Here is a 6,032-nt window from a genome sequence, read left to right on the forward strand (position 1 = left end):
TGAGATTAAATCTATATTTAACACAGTTTTTCAAACAGTGCGTACATATCTCCCGCAAACTTTTTAGGGTTCCACAAAGGCGACAAATTTTCGGATTTCTTAGAATTAGCCAACTGCGATTTCACCCCGTTTCGTAATTCACTATCTTGACCTAATTTTACCCCAAATTCCACATATTCCTCCCAAGACCAAGCCATCCCAGTGGTAATTCCCAAAGTCTGCAAAAACGAATAACCCATTCTGGATAAAAACTGCTCTCCAATTCGAGTAACCACAGGCAAATTAAACCACAAAGCCTCTAAGGTGTGAGTCCCACCATTATAAGGATAAGAATCCAACAACACATCGGCCAGCAAATAGACAATTCTATGTTCTTCCTCCGTAGCAACCCGTGGCAAAAACTTAATCCGGTGCTTGCTAACTCCTTCAGTTTCGCAAACCTGGTGATAAGCCGCTTGAAACACCGCATTATCGCCTAAAGCTTTATGAATCAAGACACTATTTGGCACTTGTTTAAGAATAGCTACCTGTGCTTTCACCAACTCGTAATTAAATTTTCTACCCGGAGCGACACACAGGTAAACTATCTGGTCTAAACCTATGCGATTCGACCTTCTCAAGGCCACTGGATTGACTCCATACCTTTGAAAACCAGACAACGCCACAAAGGAATCAGGCATCCTAATTAGCTGCTCATCATAATATTTTTCCCTACCTGCTGGGTGCGAGTGCCAATCAGAAAGAAAATAATTTGCTGGTGATATGTAAGCCGCATCAAATCCTAACCAAGACACACAAACTGCTGCGGGTTTGGCGTAGAGAATATCAACATGAACTGGTACGCTGAGAGAATCTAAATCAACTAAAACATCTAATTCATCACTTCTAATTTGAGCGATAATTTCTGAGGAATTAGACATTCCGTTGGCAAAATTTTTGGGCAAAGTTAGTTTGCCAAAACTTTCAAACTTTTTGGTTTGGTCATCAGGAACAATTCTTTCGGAAGCGTACAAATGCAAATTCGCGATCGCCGACAATTCGCGAAGGATGTCAGCACTGCACCAACCCACAGAATGGCGACGGAAGTGATTGGACAAACACCCGATTTTTAGTTTACCTGCCCTCGCCGTTGTTTTTAGACTGTAATGAGTGACTTCGGGAAAATTAGGTTTGATACATTGGTCGATATACTTTTGGGCAATTCTTCTGTAAAGTTGAGAATTGACTGCCACATCATCTCGCAAATAGGGCGTACTAAACAAGAAATTGGCATACAGCGATTTAATTTCAACTGCTTTAACTGGGTCTAAGTTTTGCTCCAAGTAAGATTCTAGTTCTAAAAATCTATCTTTAGCAATTTGATTCAGCCCCGACACTTGATAGGTACTGACGAAGTAAATTGCGGTCATAATTGGATCGTTTTCACCGCACATTTGACTGTATCTGTGAACAGCTTGCCGCGCCTGAGATAAATCGCTGGTATCTCTGAGAATGGCACACAAATGTTGGTGAGCGGGAATAAAATCTGGTTTAATTTCTAGGGCTTTTTCCAGATAAGGAATTGCTTCTTTTAATTGGCCTTGATAGCGCAAAACTATGCCTATTTGACAGTATGCTTCTGGTAAATCCGGCTTGAGGTCGATCGCCCGTTGCCAAGCAGCCACAGCCTCATCCAGCTTACCTTCCCCCGCCAATTTATCTCCCAAATCTAAGTTAAAATCTACCTCAGCCAGATCGGGCTTGAGTTCGAGAGCTTTTTGCTCGTAGGAAAGCGCCGCATCAAATTGCCCTTGCTGCTTGAGTGTGAGTGCCAAATTCCAGTAAGCTGGTGCTAAATCCGGTTTGAGGACGATCGCCTTTTCGTAATTGACAATCGCCTCTACAAACAGCCCTTGTTTGTAGAGCATACTCCCCAAATTAGCATAGGCCTCGGCAAAGTCTGGATTCAGGGCGATCGCCTCAGAATACAGCCGCATCGCCTCATCAAGTTGCCCGTTGGCTTGGTGGACGTTGCCCATTGTCACGTAAGCTGGAGCCCAATCCGGTTGTAATTCCAGTGCGAGGCGACAAGTGGCAATTGCTTCTGCTAAATTACCTTGAGAGTAATATTTTTCTGCCAGGATTGTCAGAGATGCAGCATCTTCCAATTTGGGTGTTTCAGACTGATTGTGGAAATCGGGATTCATCTTCGCTGCCTATCTGTGCTATCAAGTTAAAGGTTGAATCTATATTATTTTGCAGAGTAGCAGTTTTAGCGGAACTACGGGCGATCGGACAGGGAATTTATGAACGACAAGCAACGATCACAGCGTCAACAGAAAATTAAGTGGAGACCAAACCTCCTACTGGGCTTACTTTTGTTAAGTCTGGCAATTCCCTTGCCCTTTGCCCAAAAGACGGTGGCACAGCAGCAGACAGCCAACTTTCGGCAGAAAATATTTCAAACAGCCCTTTACTTTACCCTATATTTTGAGGGCGGGTTCAGCGATCACCCCGCAGACAAGGGTGGCAGAACTTATCGAGGGATTCTGCAAACCGAATATAATGCTTACCGATACAGTCGGGGGCTGCCACCCCTAGATGTGACGCAGATGTCGGAAGCAGAGCTCCTAGAAATTTATAAATATTACTGGGATTCGAGTCTTTCGGGAACAATGCACCCAACTTTGGCGATCGTCATGTTTGACACGGCGGTTAACTTTGGAATTAACAACTCAATTACCTTTCTTCAACAAGCGTTAGGATTGCCACAAACGGGAATTTTTGATAGCCGCACCAAGGAAGCACTCAAAAGTGCAAACAACAGAAATACCGCTTTGCAAATGATTAATGAACGGATTATTTATCGCTACAAACGGGTGCAAGAAGACCCTAGTCAGATGGCTTTTTTCCGGGGTTGGTTGAGTCGAGATTACAGTTTGTGGGGCTATGTGAATAAGATTAAGTAGTTGGGAATGGGAATGGGGAATTGGGGAATTGGTAATTGGTAATTGGGAATTGGACACTGAGCGTAGTCGAAGTGTATCAGTTTATAAGTGTCGAAGGTCTTTCTTCCTTCTTCCTTAAATCTTTTCCTAACAGCCCCTCATTAAACTCATATTTGTAAAAATATATTTCAAAAAAGGGACAAAATATCAAAATTAAGTTAAATCATGTATAACTTAAACATAGCGATTTTCATTGGTCCGATCGCAAAGCAATCCATACTTGGTGATGGACAAGTAATATCAAATCCCTTGATTTCGGAACCATTCATCTCTCTCTCCCCCTACTCTGCTTCCTCTGCGTACTCTGCGGTTAAATAATTCCGATACAACCGGAATCGATATAAAAAGTTATACCCAATCTATTGAAAATTGCTATTTCAGAAAATCAAGTATCGACTACAAATCACTAAACAGCTAAAGCTATGACCATAGAAGAAGCCATTAATCTTGTGGACAATTTGGTAGAAAAATCAACCAAAAAATCATTGACTCGGTTGCAGCAAGCGATAATTCGCGGTGTTTTACAGTCTTGGACATACCAAGAAATTCAGCAAAACGATCCGATCGCCCGCGGTTACACAGTGGGCTACCTAAGTCGCTACGTCGGTTACAATTTATGGAAAGATCTCACAAAGGTACTGAGAGAAGCAGAAATTATTGGACAAGAAGAAAGAGTAGTTGCAGCAAATCTCTGGGACTGCATCATGAGAGCATCACAACAAGGTAGACAACCCCCTAAACCGGGCGAGCCGATGTTAGAAAAACTGATGCGGATGCGTTACCGCATCACCGAACATTTGGTGAGTACCGAGTACAGCGATACCTATCTCGCTGAAGATGAAAACTTACCCGATCGCCCTTTGTGTCTCGTCAAGCGCCTGAAAAGCCAGTCTGACAGAACCAGCCATTTATTCGATCGAGAAACGCGAGTTTTATATAGCCTAGGTCAACACGATCGCATCCCGGAATTATTAGCTCGTTTTGAAGAAGATGGATATTTTTATTTAGTCTATCAATTCATCGAAGGACAACCCCTGTCTCAAGAACTGATCGAAGGTAAACCTTGGGAAGAACATCAAGTTATTGCCTTATTGCGAGACGTGTGACCTAAAGGCAGTTTACACGACTTCAACGGACATAGTAGACATAACGGACAAACTCAGATAAAATCAAAAGTATTCTTCCACGAGAATGCCATGCCGTATGTCACACCAAGAAAAGCAGCTAACGCTTTGGGAGTTAACCCCAGAACCCTTGCCCGATGGTCAGAAGATGGCCTCATCAAGACCATCAAAACCGAGGCAGGACAAAGACGTTACGATATCGCCCATCTTAGAAATTCTGGTTTTTGTTCACCAAAGAGATATAATTCACCGCGACGTTCACCCTCAAAACTTAATCAGACGTACATCCGATGGCAAAATGGTCTTAATTGACTTTGGCTCAGTCAAAGAAATTAGTAATTGGCAGCAAAACATCGGTCAAACGAAATCCCGTGGTGGGACTCAACAGGATTATATTCCCCCCGAACAAGCCATCGGTTCCCCAAAATTGTGCAGCGACATCTATGCTGTCGGTATCATCGGCATTCAAGCCTTAACAGGAATGAAGCCAAAACAATTCAAAGTTGATAATATCGGAAATCTCATCTGGCGGCAAAATGCACAAGTTAGCCCAGAATTTGCTAAGGTTTTAGACCGGATGATACTGTACGATTTCCCCCAGCGCTACCCATCAGCAACAGAAGCTTTACAAGCAATTCATAACTAATATCAATTCCGGTTGCACCGTCAGGATAGAGGACACCGGATTGCCCATTGGTGTCAACTTAAGTGGATGGGGAGGGTAGGCACGCACCATCCACTACCCCTACAAAATGATGATTTGTCACCAGAATGAAACAGCCCTGGGGAAAGGGGGACTTTGAGTAAGTTCTTGTCCCCCCCTTGTTAAGGGGGGCTAGGGGGGATCTGGCCTTAATAGTCAAACAGCAGTCTCTGACTGGGCTTGAAGTTAAGTTGACACCTATGGGATTTATCCTGCCACTAAGCAACAGTTTAGAATCCCCGTGTCTTTAGACCGGGGAGAGGTCAACCTGATAGACTTTTTCCACCATTTTAGCCAAACGTTTCATCGCAGTTTCAATCTCCTGATTAGTCGCAGTCAAACTAATCCGCAAACACTCCTGCTTGTGCCGCCAATCTTCCCGCAAACCAGGGAAGAAAGAACTTCCCGGCACCAGAATCACACCGACTTGCTTCAATTGTTGATAAAATTCCCAATCTGTCATTGGCAAATCTTTCAGCCACAACCACGCAAAAATTGCTCCTTCGCCACGGTGCAAAAACCAGGGCAAATCTTTCGGCATTGCTTGTTCTAGGGTTGTTTCAACTACATCAAATTTACTTTGATAATAAGGGCGGATGACATTGACACCAATATCAGCCAAAGCTCCAGAATTAATCGCCCGCGCCGCGATCGCCTGTCCGTATCTCGGCGAGTGAATGCACATATTCGTCTGAAAAGATTGTAAAACTTGAATAATATTTTCATCTCCGATCGCAATTCCGATTCTTTCTCCCGGTAATCCCGCTTTCGACAAACTCATGCAGTGGATAATATTTTCACCAAAAATCGGAGTCATCTCAGTATAATTCAAAGCTGGGAACGGAGGCCCGTAGGCAGAATCAATGAAAACTGGCACATCAAAAACACTAGCCATCGCTGCAATTTTCTTCACTTCGTCATCGGTGAGAACATTGCCAGTAGGGTTGCAGGGACGAGAAAATATTACGCAGCCGGAAGTTTCATCGATCGACAACTGACTGAAATCCGGGCGATATTTAAACCGATGAGCGGCCGCATCAATATCCAGAGTTGGTTTGCAAGCAATTACGGCTTCGGGAATCAAGCTGACTCCACCATAACCCGTATAATCCGGGCTTAGGGGCAAAACAATATGTTTAAGGCTACCCCCCCTCGCCCCCCCTTGGTAAGGGGGGGATGTGGGGGTCTTTGCCCCCCCTTGGTAAGGGGGGGATGGGG

General features: G+C 44.0%; 5 protein-coding genes and 1 pseudogene. 4 read left to right on the forward strand and 2 right to left on the reverse strand.

Features of this window, described 5'->3' with window-relative positions:
- Positions 1–17 precede the first annotated feature (17 nt).
- Positions 18–2,186 (reverse strand): tetratricopeptide repeat protein, encoded by a 2,169-nt coding sequence (locus ACBR23_RS18910; RefSeq protein ID WP_341736255.1) that lies wholly within the window; start codon positions 2,184–2,186, stop codon positions 18–20.
- Positions 2,187–2,285: 99 nt separating this feature from the next.
- On the opposite strand from ACBR23_RS18910, the gene ACBR23_RS18915 reads away from it, so the two are divergent.
- The 4 genes and pseudogenes from ACBR23_RS18915 to ACBR23_RS18930 all read left to right on the forward strand — a co-directional run bounded on the left by ACBR23_RS18915 (position 2,286) and on the right by ACBR23_RS18930 (position 4,757).
- Positions 2,286–2,948 (forward strand): glycoside hydrolase family 108 protein, encoded by a 663-nt coding sequence (locus ACBR23_RS18915; RefSeq protein WP_340521635.1) that lies wholly within the window; start codon positions 2,286–2,288, stop codon positions 2,946–2,948.
- Positions 2,949–3,409: 461 nt separating this feature from the next.
- Positions 3,410–4,093: a hypothetical protein gene (locus tag ACBR23_RS18920; RefSeq protein ID WP_371119997.1), complete on the forward strand. Its 684-nt coding sequence runs from the start codon at positions 3,410–3,412 to the stop codon at positions 4,091–4,093.
- A 90-nt stretch (positions 4,094–4,183) separates the two neighbouring features.
- Positions 4,184–4,312, forward strand: a pseudogene (locus tag ACBR23_RS18925) (MerR family DNA-binding transcriptional regulator); the annotation flags it as partial.
- Positions 4,260–4,757 carry a hypothetical protein gene (locus ACBR23_RS18930; protein WP_371119996.1) on the forward strand — a complete coding sequence of 166 codons (498 nt, stop codon included), beginning with the start codon at positions 4,260–4,262 and terminating at the stop codon, positions 4,755–4,757. The pseudogene ACBR23_RS18925 and the gene ACBR23_RS18930, both read left to right, overlap by 53 nt.
- Positions 4,758–5,061: 304 nt before the next feature.
- On the opposite strand, the gene ACBR23_RS18935 is transcribed toward ACBR23_RS18930, so the two are convergent.
- Positions 5,062–6,032: valine--pyruvate transaminase (locus ACBR23_RS18935; protein WP_371125672.1), on the reverse strand; the 971-nt coding region annotated here is incomplete at its 5' end.

The organism is Microcoleus sp., from assembly GCF_041354475.1.
Taxonomy (GTDB): Bacteria; Cyanobacteriota; Cyanobacteriia; order Cyanobacteriales; family Microcoleaceae; genus Microcoleus.